Annotated in this window: 15 protein-coding genes; 2 read left to right on the top strand and 13 right to left on the bottom strand. The window is 45.2% G+C overall.

Features of this window, described 5'->3' with window-relative positions:
• Positions 1 to 214 precede the first annotated feature (214 nt).
• From BHV83_RS15760 to BHV83_RS15710, 11 genes are all read right to left on the bottom strand, one after another.
• Positions 215 to 1,645, bottom strand: coding sequence for an L-fucose/L-arabinose isomerase family protein (locus tag BHV83_RS15760; RefSeq protein ID WP_122205691.1), 1,431 nt, complete (start codon positions 1,643 to 1,645; stop codon positions 215 to 217).
• Positions 1,646 to 1,656: 11 nt separating this feature from the next.
• Positions 1,657 to 4,452, bottom strand: coding sequence for a family 78 glycoside hydrolase catalytic domain (locus tag BHV83_RS15755; RefSeq protein WP_122205690.1), 2,796 nt, complete (start codon positions 4,450 to 4,452; stop codon positions 1,657 to 1,659).
• 69 nt (positions 4,453 to 4,521) lie between these two features.
• Complete coding sequence (locus BHV83_RS15750; protein ID WP_122205677.1) at positions 4,522 to 7,635, bottom strand: glycosyl hydrolase; 3,114 nt, start codon at positions 7,633 to 7,635, stop codon at positions 4,522 to 4,524.
• Between the two features lie 60 nt (positions 7,636 to 7,695).
• Positions 7,696 to 9,222 carry a RagB/SusD family nutrient uptake outer membrane protein gene (locus tag BHV83_RS15745; RefSeq protein ID WP_005649762.1) on the bottom strand — a complete coding sequence of 509 codons (1,527 nt, stop codon included), beginning with the start codon at positions 9,220 to 9,222 and terminating at the stop codon, positions 7,696 to 7,698.
• A gap of 35 nt (positions 9,223 to 9,257) precedes the next feature.
• Entirely contained in the window at positions 9,258 to 12,368 is a 3,111-nt protein-coding gene (locus tag BHV83_RS15740; RefSeq protein WP_005633876.1) for a SusC/RagA family TonB-linked outer membrane protein, read from the bottom strand.
• Between the two features lie 414 nt (positions 12,369 to 12,782).
• The gene (locus BHV83_RS15735; protein ID WP_005649760.1) at positions 12,783 to 13,277 is read right to left on the bottom strand and encodes a DUF4252 domain-containing protein; all 495 of its coding nucleotides are present in this window, start codon (positions 13,275 to 13,277) and stop codon (positions 12,783 to 12,785) included.
• Between the two features lie 4 nt (positions 13,278 to 13,281).
• A complete protein-coding gene (locus BHV83_RS15730; RefSeq protein WP_005649758.1) occupies positions 13,282 to 13,689 on the bottom strand; it encodes a hypothetical protein in 408 nt (135 codons plus the stop codon).
• Entirely contained in the window at positions 13,673 to 14,191 is a 519-nt protein-coding gene (locus tag BHV83_RS15725; RefSeq protein ID WP_005633870.1) for a GFO_1088 family ECF-type sigma factor, read from the bottom strand. The genes BHV83_RS15730 and BHV83_RS15725 overlap by 17 nt, the downstream gene beginning before the upstream one ends.
• The gene (locus BHV83_RS15720; RefSeq protein ID WP_005633868.1) at positions 14,181 to 14,633 is read right to left on the bottom strand and encodes a DUF4252 domain-containing protein; all 453 of its coding nucleotides are present in this window, start codon (positions 14,631 to 14,633) and stop codon (positions 14,181 to 14,183) included. The genes BHV83_RS15725 and BHV83_RS15720 overlap by 11 nt, the downstream gene beginning before the upstream one ends.
• Positions 14,634 to 14,754: 121 nt before the next feature.
• Positions 14,755 to 15,657, bottom strand: a complete 903-nt coding sequence (locus tag BHV83_RS15715; RefSeq protein WP_005633866.1) for a DMT family transporter — start codon at positions 15,655 to 15,657, stop codon at positions 14,755 to 14,757.
• 18 nt (positions 15,658 to 15,675) lie between these two features.
• Complete coding sequence (locus tag BHV83_RS15710; protein ID WP_005633864.1) at positions 15,676 to 16,908, bottom strand: MFS transporter; 1,233 nt, start codon at positions 16,906 to 16,908, stop codon at positions 15,676 to 15,678.
• A gap of 189 nt (positions 16,909 to 17,097) precedes the next feature.
• Here BHV83_RS15710 and gad point away from each other — a divergent pair, with 189 nt between their 5' ends.
• Both gad and glsA read left to right on the top strand, forming a co-directional pair.
• Positions 17,098 to 18,537, top strand: a complete 1,440-nt coding sequence (gad, locus tag BHV83_RS15705; protein ID WP_122205676.1) for a glutamate decarboxylase — start codon at positions 17,098 to 17,100, stop codon at positions 18,535 to 18,537.
• 2 nt (positions 18,538 to 18,539) lie between these two features.
• Complete coding sequence (gene glsA / locus BHV83_RS15700) at positions 18,540 to 19,505, top strand: glutaminase A (protein WP_046452498.1); 966 nt, start codon at positions 18,540 to 18,542, stop codon at positions 19,503 to 19,505.
• Between the two features lie 86 nt (positions 19,506 to 19,591).
• Here glsA and BHV83_RS15695 read toward each other — a convergent pair whose 3' ends face one another.
• Both BHV83_RS15695 and BHV83_RS15690 read right to left on the bottom strand, forming a co-directional pair.
• On the bottom strand, positions 19,592 to 19,810 hold the full coding sequence (locus BHV83_RS15695) for a hypothetical protein (protein ID WP_286757735.1): 219 nt from the start codon (positions 19,808 to 19,810) through the stop codon (positions 19,592 to 19,594).
• Between the two features lie 81 nt (positions 19,811 to 19,891).
• Positions 19,892 to 20,665 (bottom strand): potassium channel family protein, encoded by a 774-nt coding sequence (locus tag BHV83_RS15690; RefSeq protein WP_022321422.1) that lies wholly within the window; start codon positions 20,663 to 20,665, stop codon positions 19,892 to 19,894.
• Positions 20,666 to 20,747: the final 82 nt, after the last annotated feature.

The raw sequence follows: 20,747 nt of genomic DNA, 5'->3' as shown, positions 1-20,747 counted from the left end.
ACTGGTGTTTATCTGGGGATCTCCTCACCATAAAAGATAAGGTCTCTCTTATGTCGCATAGGGTATTTATCTGAGAGGTATGTCGAAACAAAATCCTGCATACTGATAGCCATAATTTAAGTACGGATTACACGGAAGTAAAATAATTTATCCGTGAAATCCGTGTCTAAAAGATCGTGATAGATAAAGAGCCTCTCTCTTTTTTTCTTATCTTTTAACAAACCTGGATAACAGGTATGTCTAACAGGAAAGCTATCTTTTTTAGTTTATCCGCAACATGTCCGATACCGATTGCACAGTGGTGTGAAGGACCCGCCTTACTCCATCGGTTCATAAAGGTGCGGGCTCCGCAACTGAACCTGTAGCGGCTGTTCGTGTTTCCTATGTGCAGGGTGGGTCCGTCGGTCGATTCTCCCTCTGCGATAAGTAAAAATACGCCATCATTATTTTCACATACGGAAAGAAAAGTGACAGGTCCCTGTTTGACGCGCATCTGAATGGACAATCCTTTGCCCGGTTTACCGTGATATACGGGTAGCGGTACGAGGCTGACCTTTCCCTCAGCAATGGCGAAATGAGCCGGCCCGTCATGTCCCCATAAAACAACATCGTCATTGAAGTCTATGGCATACGGTTCAGAGAATGAACCTCCGGCATCTAAAAGAGAAAGGAGCTTCATGGCTTGTACGTTCTTTACTTCGCACTCGCCTGCTACCGGGATGCCGCGTCCTGTAAGCAGGGTATTGCCGGCTATTACGGAAGTCACGATATTTTCATAATCGTTTCCTTTCCAACCTTCGTAGTAGTAGGCCATTGAACTGAGGTTGTGGGCTTCGGCCAGTTTATCGAGTGCGACAGAGGTGCGGGCAGCACGATCCAATTCGTATTCTTCACAATGCGGGTCGACTTCAAACTTCATGGATAATTCCAGGCGTTTTGCTGTTAGTTCATCTTCCGTTACAGCATCCCGGTAAGCTTTGAGTTCGCACATTTCGAGAAGCTCTATGTGAGTGCCGAAAGTGAAGGATTGCCGGGTAATGTCGGTGTAAACGTCCAGCATACCGCAATAATAGTGTCCGAGAATACCCATCCGGTTGTTACGCATCCCTTGTACGGCCCTTACCGCATCGATCCAGTTTTCGATTTCGTTCCATACGTATGGTTCTTCGAGGTAACCGGTCAGGATGTCGTATTTGATGCCGGCACGGTTGAATACGCAGGCAAATTCCGGAGTGGAACAGGCTTGGCAGTGAGCCAGCCATTCGCCGGTCATTTTTCCACGGTCGCCTAATCCGTTGATATAATCGTAATTTATGGCGGCTACGGGTTGTATGTTGAGCAGGATAACCGGAATCTTGATGCGCTGGGCGATCGGAAGGATCGTTGAGGAAAGGGCATAGGTCGAAATAAAGATGAAGAGGATTTCTATGTCTTCACTTTTTAAAACTTCTGCTGTCCGGGCTGCCTTTTCCGGGCTGTCTACCATTCCCCCGTCAATCACGGTTGCCTGTAAGCCGGACATACGTTCTTTTATCATTCTTTGGTAATCCGTCAATCGGGAGAGAAGCCCTTCGAATTGATTCCAATAGGTGTTCAATCCGACTCCGATCAGTCCGACTTTAACTTCCTTTTTTGTTGTATTCATGGTATTCTTCATTATTTATTTTTCTTCACTTTGAAAGTATAAGTACCGGAACCTGTTGTTGCCACGACATACCGATTTCCTTCTTGTTTGCAACTGATTCCGGGGACATCTTCCAATCGTACACCGCTTTCGGTTATTTGTTTCGTGTCGGTAGACGGGAGATAGACGGAGGCTTTGCTGTTTGCCGGTACTTCCACTCGGATGATAAATTCTTTATCGTTGTCTTTCCAGTCGGAAACAATCTGTCCGTAAGGCGATTCGTAGGAAACCTGTGCGTCGCGGACATCACCGACCGGTTCGGGTTTGATGACAATATGCTTAAACCCGAAGGAATCTTCTTTCTGACGGATGCCTCCTAAGCCGCTGAACAACCATTCCATCAGATGACCCAACATAAAATGATTGTTCGATACGAAGCCGTATGCCTGCCAGGATTCGGTGAGAGCGGTAGCTCCGTGTGCCAGTTGCCAACCGTATCCCGGTGTGTCGTACTTGCAGTTCATGTCGTAAATGACATCCGAAGCGCCACCGGCTTCAAGGGCACGCAAGACATAGCGGTAGCCGACGTCGCCTGCCGTCAGGGCGTTGTTGCGTCCGCGGATATCGGCTATCAGGTTATCGAATACCTGCTGCCTGTTTTCCGGAGTCGTCAGTCCCATGTAGAGTGCGACGGCGTTTGCCGCCTGGCTGTTGCGGTCGTAGGTACGGGTGGACGGGTTCCAGAAAGTCCGGTTGAAGGCTTGTTTGATCCGGGCCGCCAGTTCCTGGTACTTGCGTGCATCGTCCGGCTTCCCTAAAAGGTTTGCCATTTTCTCCATCAGGGTGACGTCGTAATAGTAGATAGCCGTTGCCGTTACGCCATTGGAGGTCAGTTGCGATTCTCCCGGACTTTTCGGACCGATGTCGAACCAGTCTCCCAAGCCGTAGGCGATAATATGGTTATCGGCTTTCGAGGAAAGGTAGTCGATGTAGCGTTGCATATCCGGATAATAGGTTTCGATCGGGCGCGTATCGCCATACCATTGGTAGATGTACCAAGGGCTGATGACAAATGTGCTTCCCCATTCCGGCGTATCCTTGAAGCCTCCTTCGAATTCGACCAGTTCGGGAGCAATGGTCGGTATCATGCCGTTGGCTGCTTGTGTGGAGCGCATATCGTTGAATGTCTTTTCGTACAGGCGTGCCAGGTTGTAGCGGTATTGTACGGAGTATTGCATCAGGTGCGCTTCTTCCAGCCAACCCAACTTCTCACGATGCGGGCAGTCGGTTAGCACGCTTGCCATATTGCTGCGGATCGCCCAGTCGATCAGTTCGTATGTCTGATTGAACAACGGTTTGGAACAATGGAAACTGCCGACATCTTCGGCCGAATAGCAAGTATGAAGACCGGTGATTTCCGTTATTTCAGGTAGTCCGTCCGGATTGGGTTGTCCGGCGGGAACAGCACCTTCGACCTGCACGTAACGAAAACCGTAGTAGGTAAACTGGGGTTGCCAACTTTCAATACCTTTTCCTTTCGGTGTGTAACCGAACCAGAAAGGAGCGCCGGACGCGCTTTGGTTTACGGTACTGTCCGGATTCAGCAGTTCGGCCGGATAGAGCTTAACCGGGTGCGTGTCCTTTGAATGCAGGGAAAGCCGTATGATGCCGGAAAAGTTTTGTCCCAAATCGTACACCCATTGTCCTTTCCGGGTCTTGAAAAGACGGACGGTGGGGATTCGGTCACGTACGGTCAGCGGTGCGGAGCGTTGGGAGAGGAGCTGGGTTTTCCAGCCTGTGTCGAGGGCTTTGTTCCAGGTACGGTCGTCGAAACCGGGTTGCATCCATCCGGTCTGTTCTTTCGTGGCATCGTAATCTTCACCGCCGTAAATACTGCTGTAGGTAACGGGGCTTTCGGTTGTTTTCCAGTCTGTACCGGTTACGATGTCCTGCGTACTGCCGTCTGCATATTCGATTTGTATTTTCATCAAGAGGCGCGGAGCGCCATATGAAGCAAGCAGTTTGAAATAACGTTCCCGCGGGATATTGAAAAAGCCGTTTCCCAACATGACGCCTATTGCGTTTCCGCCTTGCTTTAGCTGTCCGGACAGATCGAAAGTGACATACAGCGCACATTTATCATATTTTGTCCATCCCGGATCGAGAAAGTTGTTACCCACCTTCTTTCCATTCAGGAACATATCGAAATGTCCGAGTCCGGAGACATAGGCGGTCGCTCGTTTTACCGGTTTTTGAACCGTAAATTCTTTTCGGAATTGGGGGAGGCGGTACATACCGATCTTTTTGCCTTTGAGTTCCCGGTCCACGTTGGCCAGTCCGTGCAGCCCTATCGTGACGATTTCGTCTTTCCTGTCTTTTTCCAGTGCAATCCATTTGGCATTGCTCCAGTCTTTTTTCGAAAGAAGCCCCATGCCGAAGGTATGGATACAGCTCCAGCGGGAAGGGCTGTCCTCCTTATCCCAACTCCTTACTTTCCAGTAGTAGGTCTGTCCTGCTTTCAATTCTTTTCCTTTGAAAGGAACAAGGATCGAGGCGGAAGAAAGCGTTTTTCCGCTGTCCCAGATATTTCCATTGCTGGCCTGTAGTTTTTCCGGAGAATCGGCCACTAATATCTGCCAGGCCGATTGTTCGAAGTTCCGTTGTTGTGCCTGTATCTGCCAGCTGAAACAAGGTTGTCCTGTTTCGATTCCTAACGGGTTTTCTTCCTGTTCGCATCGCAGGTTATAAACGGAATGTGTGTCCGCTGCCTGTAGAAAGAAAGGAAAAACCATACATAAGATACAAATGTTTAAAAGTCTATTTTTCATGCTGCCGTCCTTTTTTGAAAAAGGTGCCATGCTTTTCCGGAAAAGCACGCACCCTCTTTTCGTGTATGTTTAATGAATTAATTCAAAATCTTCCATCAGCCCGTAATCCACCATCTGGTATTCTTTTCCGGATATCGGTTTGTCTACGTTTTTCCAATGCCAGGGAGATGCCAGGCCGGGAGCCGGATTCCGGTAATGCGGGCCTAACAGGTTCTTCAAACTGCCGATCACATGTACATCAATCGTGTTGCTGCCTTCTTTCAGATAGGATGTTACATCCAGTTGCCAGGGGTCGAAGGCGATCATACCGGCTTTCTGTCCGTTGACGTATACTTCTGCTACCGTCCCGTTCCATTTGTTCAGTTTGACGGCATATCTGCCTGTAAGGTCATCGAGGGTATATTCTTTGCTATAGCTCATATCCCATGAGTAGAACGGTTGCTTTTGTTCTTTCCAGCTACCCAGAGCGAACGATTCCTGTGGTGCACCGATGCTCCATCCCTCTTGTTCGGGTACGACCGAGAAGTCTCCGATGATGTAGACCGGTTCTATCTCTGCAAAAATACGCATCGGGTTGATGCTGAGTTCTACCGTATTGCTACCTTTTTTCACCTGTCCGCCTATCGGATAAACGCCGAAAGAACGGTCCAGCCACCATTCACCTGGAAGAGCGTTCACGAGATTTCCGTTGATTTTTACGGTAAATAGTTCGGGGCGTTCGGAAACCAGTTTGATACCGGAATAGTCGAAAGCATCGTTTACCGTAAAATGATAGGAGGCCGTGAAGCCGCCATCCTTAAAGTGGTCGCGGTCGAGGATATTCCGTTTGTATTGTACGGAGGTATTCCAAGGATTGCCGTTGGTGAATCCGTGCGCTTTGAAGGCGATATCGGCGGCACGGGAGAAATGTTGTTTCTTGTAAGTCTTTCCTTTAACCGTAACATCGCAAAAGTCAATTGTCAGAGCATTGTCGCGTAAACGGCTGACGGTGGTCCGGCTTGTTGCCGTCACCGGGCTGCTTCCCGCTTTTCCGGGGCGTTCCGGATAGTTTTTAGGGTTCTTGTCAGAACAGTAAAGCAAGAGGCTTCCTGCCGGTTCGATCCGGAAAGATGTACTTAGTATGCCTTTTTCTTTTGAAGACGGATACGTATAGATTTCCCCGTTCAGAGCATCCATTTCCAACATGGCTTTTCCCTGCGTCGAAAGGGTGCCGTCAACAACTTCATCCATAGAAGAGTTGACGAGAAAAACCAATTCTCCGTCTGCAAACCGGCGACGATGGTGATACAGGTTACCACTGTTGAAAGTAATCCTGAAGTTATCGGAAGAGAAATACCGGGCGATTACATCTTTGGATAGTTCCGGGAGTGATGTGACGGTTGTACCGGTCAACAGTCCGGCCAGTTCGTCATTGACAGCCCCGTCTATCCGGGTGGGAGCGGAGAAGGTTATGATCTGTCCACCTTGTTCTACAAATTGTTGCAAGAGGTTGAAGGTAGGCTTGTTTAAGGTCTCCATCATGGGAGGCAGAACGACAGTCGAGTAGGAGGCATTGCCGACGATGAAACGCCCGTTTTCTACCTTTCCGAGGTCTTTGATGATGTTTTCGGAACCGAGGTCATATTCTACCTGGTTCTTTTCCAAAGTTGTAACAAAAGCTTGGAAATTGGTTCCTATCTCCATGAGTTTCGGGGAACTTCCTGCATGGACGTAATAGCTCCATAAAGTCGAGTTAGGTTCCAGAACCAAAATATCGTTTTTCTGGATGCCTTTGCTCATAACAAATGAAAGGCGTCCGTAATAGTCATTCAGTTCGCGGTAGTCGGGCCACCAGGGAGAATGATAGGTGAATACCGGCGGATAGTCGTATTTGCGTGCTCCTGTTAGTGTCATATGGGCTAAATGTTGGTTCATGAAGTTGACCCCGAGTGCATACTCCCAATCGCCTAACCGTTTGAAATCTTTAAAAGTTTCGTCCCAACCTCCACCACCATAAGTTTCGCTGAGGGTACGGTTACAACCTGTTTGGTTGGCGGCACTGCGCAATTCTTTTACTGCACGGATATTGCCGAACTGTGCTTGCGGGTTGGTTTCGTCGAACTGGTTGAACAGCATGTCGATAGCGGGTACCTGATGCCAGGCGTACATTGCCATATTGTCCGGTCCGTCGTTCATTTGCGGCCAACCGTGTTCCCAATAGTGTCCGGTCCATTTCAGGTTGTTCGTCTCGCAGTAGTGGTGCCAAGGTTTGGACCAGCGGTCGACAAACATTTGCAACAGGGTTTCCATATAGTTATGACGTACCTGTTTCCAATTGCCCGTCTCTTCGTCCAGAAGGGGAAGTAGTGGTTTTAGATCGTATCCCCACTGTTTCCGGAATACTTCGAACAAGTCTGGTGTCCAGCGCAAGCCTCCGGGACTGCTGATGTTGGGCTCATCTGTGAAGATACCGAAAACAGATTTGCCAAATTCGTCCTTTATTGTTTTTTCGTATCCTTTCATCGTGAGGTCGATGAACTTTTCAGTCACACCGGGTACGAGCAGGTCTACGTAAGAATACCCTCCGTACCAGTCTGATTTGCCTAAATAGGTCTTTTTGTAGAGGTAATATTCTCCTTTTGCTTTTTTATGCTGGCTCAGGGCGTTCGTGATATCTGCCCATTTGTCCCCTTCTTTTTTAAGGATGATGAAATATTCGTCTGTCTTGTCAGGCAGAAGATCTGTTTTTGTCAACTCAAGTCCTTGTCCTTGGTTGTAGGATTCGGGCATATCTTCGGGAACATGTCCTCCGGCAAAGCCGCTGGGATAGGAGTTTTCATCGTAAATCCAGATGTCCAGTCCCATCTCTTTTCCTTTATCGACGGCATAACGGTAGAGGGAATACCATTCGTCCGACATATATTCCGTGATCATGCCCGGACGGGGATGGATAAACGCACCTCCGCAGCCTGCATCTTTAAAGTCTTTCAGCATACGGTCGATTTCAATTTCTGTAACTTTTCCGTTCCAAACCATAAAAGGGGCTGTACGGTACTCGGATGAAGGGTTGGAAAACTGGGCTTCCAAAGTGGAAAAACTGTCTGTCGTTTCCGCTTTGTTGCCACTGCAACCAGTCGTTCCGAGAGACAGGATACCTCCTGCGACGGTATATATAAAGTTTTTGATAATACGTTGTGTATTCATGGTGCTAATAGTAAAAAGACCTCTACTACAAAAGTAAAGGTCTTTTTGTTAATATGATAATTAATAACCTGGATTTTGTTTGAGCTGGTCATTTAATTGCAACTCGTTATAAGGTATCGGATAAAGCAAATATTCCGGCTTTATCTGATAGGTACGTTCAGGAAGTTCCGTATCAATCGTTTTGATATATTTTCCGTAGGCAGTCATTACTTCAATAGCTTTTCCTGTTCTCAATAAATCATACCAACGATGGTTCTCAAATGCGAGTTCGTGACGTCGCTCATTGGCAACTACCTCGGCATTGATTGTTGTAACAGCAGGTAAACCTGCACGCGCACGTACTTGATTGACATAGGGTGCTGCGTCTCCTGCACGTCCTTGCTCCACCAGACATTCAGCTAACAATAACAGGCAGTCCGCATAGCGGTAAACAGGCCAGTTATCGTCTGTATTTTCTATTTTGGAGTGTGCGTGACGGTATTTATTGATAAATGGATAATTAACTGGATAATCATTGATCTTGGGATCACCGACTTTTAGTACATCAGCTACGACTAAGGCGTTTGCTGCATCCAGTGTACCGACTGCAACAGCGATAGATGGGTCGACACGCAGGTCTCCAGGTTCGTAAGAAGCGATCATTTCCGGTGTCGGAACATTCCAGCCTCCTGTCAGTAACGTACTACAATCCGGAACACCTGTAATAATTTCTGCATTCGTTGTTTTGGGAATAAAGTAGTATAACCAATCACTTTGCTGTCCCTGATCTCCCATTTGATACTGGATTTCGAAAATCGATTCTTTTCCGTTCTTTTTGGATGTGTCATATATATCGGCATAATTGGGAAGTAATTCATATCCCATATTCATGATATCTTTTAACTGCGTTTCCGCTGTTGCATAATCTCGATCTGGCTTTGTCATTAATACATAAGCGTAGAGCATTTTGGCAGCTCCTTTGGTTGCAGCACCATTTTGCGGGAATTTGACCGTCGGAAGTTTCTCTATGGCATCTTTCACATCATCAACGATGGCTGTATAGATATCGTTAACAGATGAACGAGGTAAGAATGCGTTGTCCGCTCCTGTCACTTCTTCCAGATGCAAAGGGACGTCTCCGTAGCATTGCACCAATTGGAAATACATGAAAGCACGGATGAATTTAGCTTCTCCGATCGTTTTATTTTTGAAATCATCGGGAAAAGTCGTCCCTTCAATGCGGTTCAGAATGGTGTTGGCTCTTGAAATGCCCGTATAACATGCATAATACATTTCATTTGTCCATTGGTTCTGGTCATCTACAACAAAATCCGCGATATTTTCACGATACAAGATGTGTAGACCACGGTCTGCTTTATAGCGGGTGTAATGTGTATTGTCGGAACGCATTTCTCCCATCAGGTATCCTTGTCTTGCCGATACTCCCCGTAGAGCGGAATAGGCTCCGTTCACTGCTTGAGTGAATTGCTCTTGAGTTTTAAAGAATGTCGCATCATTCGGATAATATTGAGGCGTCAGATTCAGAAAATCTTCCGAACAAGAAACCAAAGTTAACAATGCAACAACTAAACTAAATATCTTTTTCATGATCTTTCGCTTTAAATTTATAATTTGTTTTTCTGTCAGAATGAAATGTTACATCCGATACTGAATGTTCTTGGAACCGGGTAAGTTGTACGATCTACTCCTAAACCGTTCCATCCCATATCTTCATTCATGGCTATTTCCGGATTCATACCTGGGTATTTAGTGAATGTGACTAATTGCTGAGCTGTTACATATACCCGGAGTTTAGAGAGGTATTGACTCGGTTTAATCGGAATTGTATAGCCCAGAGTGATATTCTTTATGGTCAAATAAGAAGCATCATATACCCAACTGCTATTATTGAAGCGGAATAATTCCGTGGTACCGGCTTTTGTTCTCGGAACCTGTCCGTCACCCGGATTTTCCGGAGAGCGCCAACGATTGGCAACTTTTTTCAATACATTGAAACAACCGTCGATATTCAAGGTATGTTCGTAGTTTGAATTGATAATGTCACCACCTACTTGTCCACTGATCAGAATGCTCAGATCGAAGTTCTTCCAGGAAAATTCATTTGTCATACCATAAATAAAATCCGGATTCGGATCACCAATTTTTACACGGTCATTGTTGTCGATTATACCGTCAGGAACACCGTTAGGACCACTGACATCTTTCATGCGGACCGTTCCGATCTCAGATGAGGCGTGCTTTGGTTGGGAATTAAACTCTTCTTCGGTCATATATACGCCGTCAAATACATATCCCATGAATATACCGATAGGTTCTCCTACTGCTAAACGGTTGAAATCTTCCTGATTGGAATATCCACCTTTTGGGGTGTTGTTTGTTCCCATTTTGGTTATTTCATTCCGGTTGAAGGCTATATTCAAGTTGGTAGTCCATTTGAAATCACCGACAAGATTACGAGATTGCAAAGTGATTTCATGTCCCCATGCTTTGTAATCACCGATATTGGAATAAATGTTGGAAAAGCCGGAAGCTCTTGGAATATCGACTTGATACAAAAGTCCATCGACTTTTTTATTATAATAGTCATACATCAAATAGATACGATCGTTTAGGAAACCGATATCGACACCTAAGTCCAGTTGCTTTGTTTCTTCCCAAGTAAGAGCATTGTTCCCTAAATTACCTAATCCTTTTCCCGGAGCTAAAGAGCCACCTAAGACATAGTTATAAGTGCTAACTCCCGCAATATATCGGTAATTACCAATGTTGTAGTTACCAGTTAGTCCATAACTGGCCCTTATTTTCAGGTAGTTCATAACATTGGTTACTGGTTCCATGAAGGCTTCGTCAGATACAATCCATCCGGCGGATATGGAAGGAAAATTTGCGTATTTATTGCCTGCCCCAAAACGGGAGCAACCATCTCGGCGGAATGTCGCCTGGAGTAAATAGCGGTCTTTGAAGCTATAATTCGCGCGTGCAATGACAGAGGCTAATGCCCATTGCTCGATGTTGTTGTCACCGTTTTTTGTAGCACCGGCACCCATCCAAGGAATATCATCACTTGGAAAGTCAGTTGCTGTTAGTTGGTTATATTCGTTGGAATATTTTTGTGCACTATAACCGACCAGTGCATCTATATTATGGTTTCCGAATTTATGGTTATACATCAACATATTTTCGATAGTCCAACTATAGTGGAAGTTGGTGTTGTATTGTCCACTTGCTTTTTGAGGGGGAGCAGTAAACATGGCTCCACCGGCTGTCGAAGGTGTAAAATCTCTATAGTTCTTGGCACCTAAATCGAAACCAGCCTGGAATTTATATTTGATACCGTTCCATATATCCAGTTCTGCAAAAGCATTGCTTAATAAGGCCAAATCCTGTGTTTTACTTGTTTTTTCATGTAAAACACGTATCCAGTTAGGTTGGGGGAACATCCCTGGAGAGTTTAGAGAAAGAATAGGTTCTCCATTTTCATCGTAAGGATTTACAGTTGGGTCAGCCAAGAACGCAGCACTTAATATCTGCCAACCTCCGTCTGTATTTTGGTTGTTTTTGATTTGCAAGGTGGGAGCTATGTTCAGTCCTAATTTTAAGCGGTCGTTTACTTGATAATCATTGTTTGCACGTAAAGAGTAACGTTCGAAATTAGAATTGTACATAACACCGTCTTGGCGGAAGTAGCCTAATACGATAGCTGTATTGAACTTGTCTTTATTGGCTGTCACACTGATACTGTAATTCTGTGTGGCGGCATTGCGTGTCAGTAAGTCATACCAATTGGTTCCAGTACCGTATTGGGATGGATTTTGATATTGTTCTGGAACTCCTCCGGTATAACCTTCATATCTGGCAGCATCTTCGTAGTATTCTTTTTTGTATTGGGCAAATTCTTCCCCGTTCATAACATCCGGAGTCTTTAGTCCCTTTAAAGTCTGAATACCGAATGAAGCATTCACATCCACTTGAGTTTTACCTTGTTTTCCTCTTTTCGTTGTGATCAGTACGACACCGTTGGCGGCACGTGATCCATACAAAGAAGTGGCAGCGGCATCTTTCAAGATGGAAAAGGTTTCAATTTCATCCGGATTGATACTGCTTAGGTCCATATTGATAGGGATTCCATCGACCACGAATAAAGGTGAACTACCACCATTGATAGATGCTGCACCACGGATACGGAATCCCATACCTTTACCCGGCTGTCCTGTAGATTGGTTAATTTGTACACCTGCTACCTGTCCTTGAAGTTTTTGGGCAAATTGTCCTACAGGAAAACTTTCTAATTCTCCTGCATCTATCTTGGAAACAGATCCGGTCAAATCCCTTTTTTTCTGTGTACCGTAGCTAACGACAACAAGTTCGTCCAGTTGGTTTACAGTTTCTTGCAGAACGACATTTAATGTTTTCTGGTTGGAGACAGGGATTGTTTTTGTTTCATATCCGATAAAACTGATGGTGAGTATTTGATTGGGGTTAACATCAATGGAAAAATTACCGTCCATGTCTGTAATGGTACCGATGGTGGTGCCTTTGACGGAAATGTTTGCACCTGGTATAGGTTCTCCTTTTGCATCGATAACCCGTCCGGACAGTTTACCGTTCGTTTGTTCTATACCACTGATGGAATCTGTGTTTGCATGAGCTTTTGAAATCACATATCCGGGGCTTAAAAATACTGATAATAGTACAGCTTTAGGCAATAAGTTGCTGTATATCGATTTGATCATAATATTAAAATTTAATTTAACAGTTGAAATACTCTAATTTTCTCTACAAAAACTTTTTAGGTGTGTTATTTACTTCTCTCCATAGGCTAATGATTTAAGATTGCAATTGAATTTGTTCTGGTAGAACTATGAACTATACAGTACGGATAGTTGTAAAAAAGTAGGCTCGATTATCGGTTTTGGCTTATCTGTGGAGGTTATTGGAGTCTTCTGGAAGGGAAAAAGGAGAATATCTTTTTTGAAAGAATATCAATTTGACTAATTTTAATATCATTTTTGAAAACATCTAGTAGTTTTATATAGCTAATTTTGTCACGGTAGCAAACAACAGACAAGAATAGCCTTAGTTCTACCAGAACTAAGGTATTCACAAAAGCATAATTATCTTTTCGGGATATTTATACTTTTCCGGTTTTAGTTGTAACTGATCGTTACCTCTTTTTTATCGTTTTGGGAAAAACTTTTTGCCACATCTTGTATATCCTGCAAGGTGAATTTGCCTGTTATCCGGATGACCACATAGTCTGAATCTGTGTCGGCTAGCATGATCATTTCGTTGATTAGGTCATCGTTCTGGACGATGTAGAAAGAGGCGCGTGTATCGTTGTCCTTGACCCGCATCAGTTCTTCATGTGATTTGCTGATAAGGCTGCTGAATTCTTTTCGCATCTGGTCCCGGACTTCCTGCTTGTCGGAAGTGACGATTTGAAGATTGTTTATTTTCCCTTTCAGATTCATCAGGTTGAGGCCACCACTTTCTACATTAGGGATCATGTCGAACATTTTCTTGGAGATGAAGACAGATGTTACATTATCCATATCGGCATATTTTTCGAACAGTTTATCCTGGGCAAAGCACAAGCTGGTGCAACAAAGAAACAGGATCAGGAATATATTCTTTAATTTCATAAGATTAATCGTTTAAGTGTTTGTTTAAAATATTGTTTACTTTATCTATCTCCTGCCCGGCGTTATCCACCTGGCTGATGCCTTTGTTGAGGTTCTGCGAGAGTAGGAGTAAAGCCTTTTCGGCAGCGGCGGCGGCATCTTTCGGATTGGTGTAAGTGTCGCTGAGCCGGTCGTGAGCTTGATACGACGATTTGTATTGTAAAAAGCTGATGCACAACAGGATGGAGGCAGCAACTCCACTTAACCAATATAAAGTCCGTCTACGGGTCAATGAACGGGTCTTCTTTTCTTCCGTGGAAGCCCAGGTGTCGATCTGCTTTTCCAGTCTACGGGAAAGTCCTTCGGGTAAAGCTTGTTCCTCTTGGAGGGCTTTATTGATCAGTTCATCTATCTTTTTATCGTCCATATTCATATGTATAATATTTTTCAAGTTGTTCCCGGATTATTTTTCGTGCCCGGGAGAGTAGCACCCGTATGTTGACGGCACTCAGGCCGGTGATCTGTTCTATCTCGTCCATCGAACAGTCTTCGATCCCTCTCAACCGGAGAACTTGCCGCTGATTTTCCGGCAGGCGGTCGATCAGGTGGCGGATTTGCTGTACTTTGTCTTGTCTTTCCAACTCTTCGTCCGGTGAAGAAGCGGTAGAAAGAGTGACGGCTTCGGTGACATCTGCGTCGCGCCTGTTGGCACGAGGTGAGCGAAGGAAATCGAGGCAGAGGTTCTTGACCAGCGTCACGCAGAAAGCTTCCGGATTTTGGATATCGGTCAGTTCATTCCGCCGGCTCCATAACTTATAGTAGGCATCTTGCAGGATATCTTCGGCATCGGCCTTGTTTTCGACCAGCGCATAAGCAATCCGGAAGAGCTTGGGATGGAGGGGAAGGAACAGCCTTTTAAAGTTCTCAACATCCATCTTTGTGGTCGTTTATTACTTTTTCGATGTCAGATGGTTTGATCTTTCCTTTGATGCGGATCAGGGCATCGTCGCCTCCATCGGTTGTCAAGATTACCAGTTCGCGGATGATGTCTTTGTCAATACGTACCATTACTTTCGTGCGGTTGCCCTCTTCGTTGGCATTGACCATTGTTTCGTAATTCGGGTCTTTCAGTTTCTTGATGGCAGCGCGGAGATCGTCTTTGACGGTATTGCCGCATTCCTCGAAAGAAAGGACTTCGATGCTTTTTACACCCATCGTCTCGGTGAACAGGCTGCTTATTTTCATCAGGAACGGGCCGACCGTTACGTGGGTTACGTTTTTTTGCTTGGCAAAGTCGTTGAACAGCTTGTCCATGCTCTGGCTATATCCTGCTTGGCAGAATAGGATGAGGATCAGGATTGCGATGTATTTTTTCATCTTTCTAATGTATTAATCGTTACTTATTCCGTTAGTTCCGGCTCTTCAACGCGCGCTATTGGAGAGCGTTCATTAAGTAGACGGGAACGGAAAAGCTGTTGTTACAAAGAAAGAGAAAAATTTATGATTTTTCCTTACTTTCTGCTATTTCAACGAAATAAACGCTCGAACAAATCAGGAGGACAGCTATTAATTGGGACCAACTGAAGCGATCTTGTCCTAATGCCAGCGAGGTAATGGTTGCCACAATCAGGATCAGGTAACCATAGATGGCCACCAGTGTGGTTTTCAGATATTTTAGTCCGACCGGTATTAACAGGTAACTGATAACGGTCGGGAAAATCAGGACGAATGCCAAGACTGCCATCGGTTTCCAATGGATCGGGAACGTGAAAAGTGTTGCTTCAAATCCTGTAAATCCGGAAACGATGATGGCGGAGAAAGCCGCACCGGAAAAGGTGTACCGCAGCATTGTCATAACTCCTACATGCTTCAATATTCGGTTGCTTGCAATCAGATAGATTGCATAAGCCATGGAACTTAGCAGGCAAAGCAGATTTCCGGTGAAGGCATCGGAAGCCAGGTCATCGTTTTTCTGGGTCAGGATGCAGAGCAATGCGCCACCTAATCCGATCAGAATACCGGTTATTTTCATCTTTGTGATTGTTTCTTTAAAGAAGATGACAGAAAGAATGAATACCCAGATAGGTTGTAAACTGGAGAAAATGGAGCTTGACACAGGGGTCGTTTTGCTCAATCCCAGCAAGTAAAAGAACATAAAGCCATAAATGCCGAGCGCCCCCAACAGAAATAAGAGAATCTTTTCCCGGCGGGTGGAAGTCTCCGGTTGGGTGAACAAGCTGATAATCCAAAACGCGAGGGCGGCAAACGTACAGCGCAGGGTTACACCCGTCAGCGGACTTATCCATAATGGTAGGAGATATTTCAACGCATTCATATTCAACCCGCTGAAAGTTTTGGAAATAATCATGTAAATATTGGCTTCTCTTATTTTATTTTTCACGATGCTTGGGATTTTATGTTATACTTGTTTGATGCGGTCGTCGAACAAGAACGAATCTTGTTTCAGGTAGGCCCATGCGGCAGCTATCAGGGCAATGGCCATATTGAAGATGAAAGCGAACTGCTGTGTCTCGATATGGAGCATATCCTTGAGTATGTTTATAATGAAAGGGCAAAGAAGAATGGCCAGATAGTTCATGGCCATAACGAATGCCAGTGCAAGCGTCACTTTTTCAGGAATAGCCGTGCGGGTCGTTTTGTCGTAAGCTATCGGTTGTATGACACCATAGCCTAATCCGGCAAAGATACAACCCAGCCCGATCAACCATTCGGTGCGGGAAACGAGTATAAGCGCCATTCCGACAGAGATCGAGACCATACAGGCAAATTTGGTCTTTTTGCCGAAGAAGGAGACAATTTGATTCAGTATAAATCCCGGCGACATGATAGCCAAGAAAAACAGCGAGATCATAATACCCGAATTACCGCTGGTAAAATGATATTCTTTCATCAGGAAAGGAAGATTGAAGCTGATGATGATCACTAAGTAAGTAGCCAACCCATAGAACGACATGATCTGCATCAGGTGGGGAATCTGTATACCGAACTTCCCGAAACTGCTATCGGCAGGCCTTTCCGTTCTCCGGCTAGTGGTGTTTATGCCTATACCGGGATACGGTGAAATATTCTTTTTCAGATAGAACGAGAGAACGATCGAGATCAGCGGAAACAGGTAGACGATAAACGGCAAATGCCAGTTCACCTCTGCCAGATACCCCGTCAGAACGGTGGCCAGCACTAACGTTATATTCGTAATGGCGGAACTGAGCCCGAACTGTTTCGTACGGTATGTTCCTGTAAAAAAGCGGGAAATCAAACCGGTGGAAAGTGGCACGATCAATCCGGAACCGATCCCCAATAATGCGCTGACTGTTATCAGTTGCCACATTTTTGTGGAAAGCATGTACAGGATGCCGCTCAACGAGAAGATCACCAGTCCCACTTGCAACAGAAGGACATTATTGATCTTTTCCGTCAGTTTGCCCGACAGGATGATAAAAGGGATGATCAAGAGGGAAGGAAGTGATGAAAGCATCTGTATGTCCAGTTCTGTGGAATGCGGAAAGATTGCAGAAAGTCTTCCTAAGATTGGGGAGACAGCCAGGCCGGGCAGTGCATTCAGTGCCGATATCGACCATATGCCTATTAGCGTGATAAGAGGAATCGTTCCCTGTCCGGTCTGTATTCGCATAATCGTTTCGTTAAATCATTTTTTATTGTATTGAAACAATCCCGAATAGTGAAAGTTCATTGTTTTAATAAACCCTAAATATCGTATGTTTAACGAAAAACGCAGAACAATTGCGGATAGTAGCTGTTTTTGCCATACAATCGGCCGAAACAAGTCGATAGCGCCATTATTAATTAAAAACAAAAAGACATGGAAGATTCTAATTTCAGAAAAGGTGATGCCAAGACAGCAATCTTTGGCTCGGAAAAGATGCTACAAGCCTCTCCTGTAGACAAAATCCCTGATGGTCCTACCACCCCGGAAATCGCGTATCAGATGGTTAAAGACGAAACGTTTGCACAGACACAGCCCCGCTTGAACCTGGCGACATTCGTAACTACCTATATGGACGACTATGCAACCAAACTTATGAACGAGGCGATCAACATCAACTATATCGATGAAACGGAATATCCGCGTATTGCCGTCATGAACGCCAAATGTATCAACATCGTAGCCAATTTGTGGAATACTCCCGAACAGGCAAAGTGGAAAGCCGGAGCATTGGCTATCGGTTCGTCCGAAGCATGTATGTTGGGAGGTGTTGCTGCTTGGTTGCGCTGGCGTAAGAAAAGGCAAGCCGCCGGTAAGCCTGTGGATAAGCCGAACTTCGTTATTTCTACCGGATTTCAGGTTGTATGGGAAAAATTCGCCCAGCTTTGGCAGATCGAAATGCGTCAGGTGCCTCTGACATTGGAGAAGACTACGCTCGATCCCGAAGAAGCATTGAAGATGTGTGATGAAAATACAATCTGTATCGTGCCGATCCAAGGGGTTACATGGACAGGTCTGAACGATGATGTGGAGGCTTTGGACAAAGCTCTTGATGCTTACAATACAAAGACCGGCTACGATATTCCAATTCACGTGGATGCTGCTTCCGGCGGTTTTATCCTCCCGTTCCTGAAACCGGAATTGAAGTGGGACTTCCGTTTGAAATGGGTTCTTTCCATCAGTACGTCCGGACATAAGTTCGGTCTGGTTTATCCGGGCCTGGGTTGGGTTGTCTGGAAAGACAAGTCATATTTGCCCGACTCCATGTCATTCAGTGTAAATTATTTGGGAGCCAATATCACACAGGTAGGTCTGAATTTCTCCCGTCCTGCCGCCCAGATCCTCGGACAATATTACCAATTTATCCGTCTCGGGTTCGAAGGGTATAAAGCAGTTCAGGAAAACAGCATGGCGGTTACCCAATACTTACATGATCAGATCGGTAAGATGGCTCCGTTCGTGAACTACAGCAACGAAGTCGTGAACCCGTTGTTTATCTGGTATCTGAAACCGGACTATGCGAAAAAAGCGAAATGGACCCTGTACGACCTGCAGGATAAACTGAAACAAAGCGGTTGGATGGTTCCTGCCTATACATTGCCAAACAATCTTGAAAACCATGTCGTGATGCGTATCGTTGCCCGTCAGGGATTTAGTCGCGACATGGCTGACCAGTTGCTGAATGATATCACAGGAGCTGTTGCGGAACTTGAAAAACTGGAATATCCGACTCCTACCCGTATCGCACAGGATAAGAATCAGGAAGTGAAAGGTTCTGTGTTTACTCATACGGGTATGCCCCATAAAAAGAAATGATCATGAGTAAAACAATTTCCGTTTCACAGATAAAAGAAGCGGCACAGGAGGCTTACGAGCAGTTCAAGGATAATACGGGTGGCAAGAATGCTGATTACATCCCTTATCTGGCTAATATTGACAAGAACTTGTTCGGTATCAGTATCTGCTTGTTGGATGGCAGAACCATTACGTTAGGGGACTCTTCCTACTGTTTCGGGATCGAATCCGTTTCGAAAGTACATACGGCTATCCTGGCACTTCGCCAGTACGGAGCCGAGAAAGTGCTAAAGATGATCGGTGCCGATGCCACCGGTCTTCCTTTCAACTCCATCATGGCGATCTTGTTGGAAAATGACCATCCTTCCACTCCACTGGTAAATGCTGGTGCGATCACGGCTTGCAGTATGGTACAGCCGCTCGGTAAGTCCGACAAGAAGTGGGAAGCCATCGTTTCCAACATCACCGACCTTTGCGGGAGTGCTCCGCAATTGATCGATGAACTGTACAAGTCAGAGACTGCCACCAACTTCAATAACCGTTCTATCGCCTGGTTACTGAAGAATTACAACCGTATCTATGACGATCCGGATATGTCGCTCGACCTGTATACTCGCCAGTGTTCGTTGGGTATCACAGCCGAACAACTTTCCATCGCCGCAGCAACGATTGCCAACGATGGCGTGAACCCGGTTACAAAGAAACTTGTCTTCGACGCTTCTTTGTCGCCTAAAATCACATCCTTAGTGGCTACGGTCGGTTTCTATGAACGTACGGGAGACTGGTTGTACACTTCCGGTATTCCTGCCAAAACGGGTGTTGGCGGCGGTGTCATGGGGATCATGCCCGGACACTTCGGAATCTCCGCCTTTGCGCCTCCATTGGATAGCTCCGGCAATTCGGTGAAAGCACAATTGGCGATCAAATATATAATGAATAAACTGGGGCTCTCCATTTTTGGCAGTACCCGGTTTACAATCACCGGTTAAAACGGTTTATTCTTTTAGTTGACGAGCCTCCACTCCCCTGAAATAATAGGGAGACGGGAGGCTTGTTTTTTTGCGGGAATAGTTTTTCATTTGAAATTCCAGTTCATTTTAATCTTGCATTTTGTTCGGCCTGACGGTTTTTGTTTGACAACAGAAAGTATGTGATAGGCAACTTGTCCGGTTATTGCTTCTGTTTTGTCAGCCTGAGTAGGAAAAGCAAAGAGTTGCGCAGTATTTTGGCGATGACGATCGTCTTCATGGTAATAGATCGGCAAATAAATGGGAAAAGTACGTTTTATATTCAAAAAGAAGAATATTTGAATTCTTTCATCGCCAGACCTGCCAATTGTTAAATAACTTGTTTTTTACAATAAGTAGTCTTGAATTTATTTGTCTGTTTGAGTGGAACCGGCCGGTTTGGCTTCTGATGCTTGTCCGGAGGAGACGGGATGCGTTTGATTATAATAATCTTCTTTTTTCTTGTTTGCCGATTGTACTAGGCTCGTGACATAGACCGTGAAGATCGGGAACATCATCATGCCGAGAGCGGCCAGCAGGACCGACAAAATACGCCCTGTAGGCGTGATCGCGATGATGTTCGAACCGACAGTCGTCACGTCCATGAAAGCCCACCAGAGGGCGTCGTTGTAATCCTTTACTTCAGGGTTCACCTTCTGTTCGATCACGAAAAAGATCAGGCTGGAGAAATAGACCATTGCCAGCAACATCGTCAGGTAGGAGACGAAGAGTCCGGAGGCCCGGTTCGAAGTTAGCCAGCCGACGACGATCGCCAGTGCCCATCCGCTGCGTACGAGCGGGATGAAACGTAGGAAATAGGTCACTTCGGCCGAGAAGGTGAAATCGTAGTAATTGATAATATTAAGATAAGGGATCGAAACCAGCAGGAAGAGGAAATGGGTTTGCAAATAATGAATTTTATCTTTTGACAGGAAAAACTCCAATATGAAATCGGCGATGAAGAACATGCAGATCCAGAACTGCGTTTTCAGATACGAAGTCTGAGAGATGAACGGTATGTTGTTGAACGTGTCGATCGAAATATCCACAATCAGGAAAAGCGAGAGTAGCAATATCATCACATGAAGCACTCCGTAAATGCCTCGCTTTTCATAAAAAAAGTCATTGAATGCAGTTCTCATTGTCTTTTAATATTTGGTATTTATTTTGTAAATCATCATTGACATTTTATCCGATGAAACAGCAAAATGACACCTTTTGTTT

The organism is Parabacteroides sp. merdae-related_45_40 (assembly GCF_001915675.1).
The sequence above is the reverse complement of the archived record's forward strand: the minus strand, read 5'-3'. Positions and strand labels throughout refer to the sequence as shown.

What these genes read in the sequence shown, in the direction of transcription:
- BHV83_RS15720 (WP_005633868.1), bottom strand. Translation starts at nt 14,633, where the DNA reads ATGAAAAAATACATCGCAATCCTGATCCTCATCCTATTCTGCCAAGCA.
- BHV83_RS15755 (WP_122205690.1), bottom strand. Translation starts at nt 4,452, where the DNA reads ATGAAAAATAGACTTTTAAACATTTGTATCTTATGTATGGTTTTTCCT.
- BHV83_RS15735 (WP_005649760.1), bottom strand. Translation starts at nt 13,277, where the DNA reads ATGAAATTAAAGAATATATTCCTGATCCTGTTTCTTTGTTGCACCAGC.
- BHV83_RS15745 (WP_005649762.1), bottom strand. Translation starts at nt 9,222, where the DNA reads ATGAAAAAGATATTTAGTTTAGTTGTTGCATTGTTAACTTTGGTTTCT.
- BHV83_RS15710 (WP_005633864.1), bottom strand. Translation starts at nt 16,908, where the DNA reads ATGCGAATACAGACCGGACAGGGAACGATTCCTCTTATCACGCTAATA.
- gad (WP_122205676.1), top strand. Translation starts at nt 17,098, where the DNA reads ATGGAAGATTCTAATTTCAGAAAAGGTGATGCCAAGACAGCAATCTTT.
- BHV83_RS15730 (WP_005649758.1), bottom strand. Translation starts at nt 13,689, where the DNA reads ATGAATATGGACGATAAAAAGATAGATGAACTGATCAATAAAGCCCTC.
- glsA (WP_046452498.1), top strand. Translation starts at nt 18,540, where the DNA reads ATGAGTAAAACAATTTCCGTTTCACAGATAAAAGAAGCGGCACAGGAG.
- BHV83_RS15750 (WP_122205677.1), bottom strand. Translation starts at nt 7,635, where the DNA reads ATGAATACACAACGTATTATCAAAAACTTTATATATACCGTCGCAGGA.
- BHV83_RS15690 (WP_022321422.1), bottom strand. Translation starts at nt 20,665, where the DNA reads ATGAGAACTGCATTCAATGACTTTTTTTATGAAAAGCGAGGCATTTAC.
- BHV83_RS15740 (WP_005633876.1), bottom strand. Translation starts at nt 12,368, where the DNA reads ATGATCAAATCGATATACAGCAACTTATTGCCTAAAGCTGTACTATTA.
- BHV83_RS15725 (WP_005633870.1), bottom strand. Translation starts at nt 14,191, where the DNA reads ATGGATGTTGAGAACTTTAAAAGGCTGTTCCTTCCCCTCCATCCCAAG.
- BHV83_RS15760 (WP_122205691.1), bottom strand. Translation starts at nt 1,645, where the DNA reads ATGAATACAACAAAAAAGGAAGTTAAAGTCGGACTGATCGGAGTCGGA.